Annotated in this window: 1 protein-coding gene; it reads left to right on the top strand. The window is 62.5% G+C overall.

Going from position 1 to position 712, the window contains the following annotated elements:
- Positions 1-465: transposase (locus tag AC6CH3_RS23375; protein WP_498134702.1), on the top strand; the 465-nt coding region annotated here is incomplete at its 5' end.
- Positions 466-712 lie beyond the last annotated feature (247 nt).

The following is a 712-nucleotide window of genomic DNA, read 5'->3' as shown; positions in this document are numbered from 1 at the left end:
GCGGTGATTAATGCGTTGATGTGTCTGCGCGGCATCCAGCTCACTACAGCGTTCGGGCTGGCGGTGGAGATTGGGGACTGGACCCGCTTCACCGGCTCGTCCATCGGTTCCTACCTCGGCTTGGTCCCCAGCGAGGAGTCCTCCGGCCAGTCGCGGCACCAGGGCCCGATCACCAAAGCCGGGAATACTTACGCCCGCAAACTCCTCATCGAAGCGGCTTGGCAGCACCGGCGCCCCTATACCCGCCCCGGCGAACGGCTGTTGCGCCAACTGGACCTGGTCGCGCCGGCCACCCGCATCCGCGCTTTGGAAGGAAACCATCGGCTGCACCGCAAATGGGAACACTTCGATGAACGCAACAAAATGTCGGTGAAAGCCAACACCGCGATCGCCCGCGAACTCGCCGGTTGGTGCTGGTCACTGGCCGTCCCGCTCCAGAAAGGAAGACATATGAGCGCGGCCTGACCAGAACGTGCCGCCGAAAGTGAGCGGTGGGGCCGATGGCAGCACGCGGAGCTAACTCGAGAAAGCGCTATGAGCAGACGGGCCCAAACCCGTCGACGCTCGATACTAGACACCGATACGCTCCAGCCGAACAAATCGTCATGCGGTAACCAACCCGCGAATATCAGCCTGACATTGCAGTCGAAAAACGACTAGCCACACGCCTCCACAGCATCACGACTGGCCGGTACACGATGAGCGGCCCCCG

The sequence above is a fragment of the Arthrobacter sp. GQ119 genome (assembly GCF_059759125.1).
The sequence above is the reverse complement of the archived record's forward strand: the minus strand, read 5'-3'. Positions and strand labels throughout refer to the sequence as shown.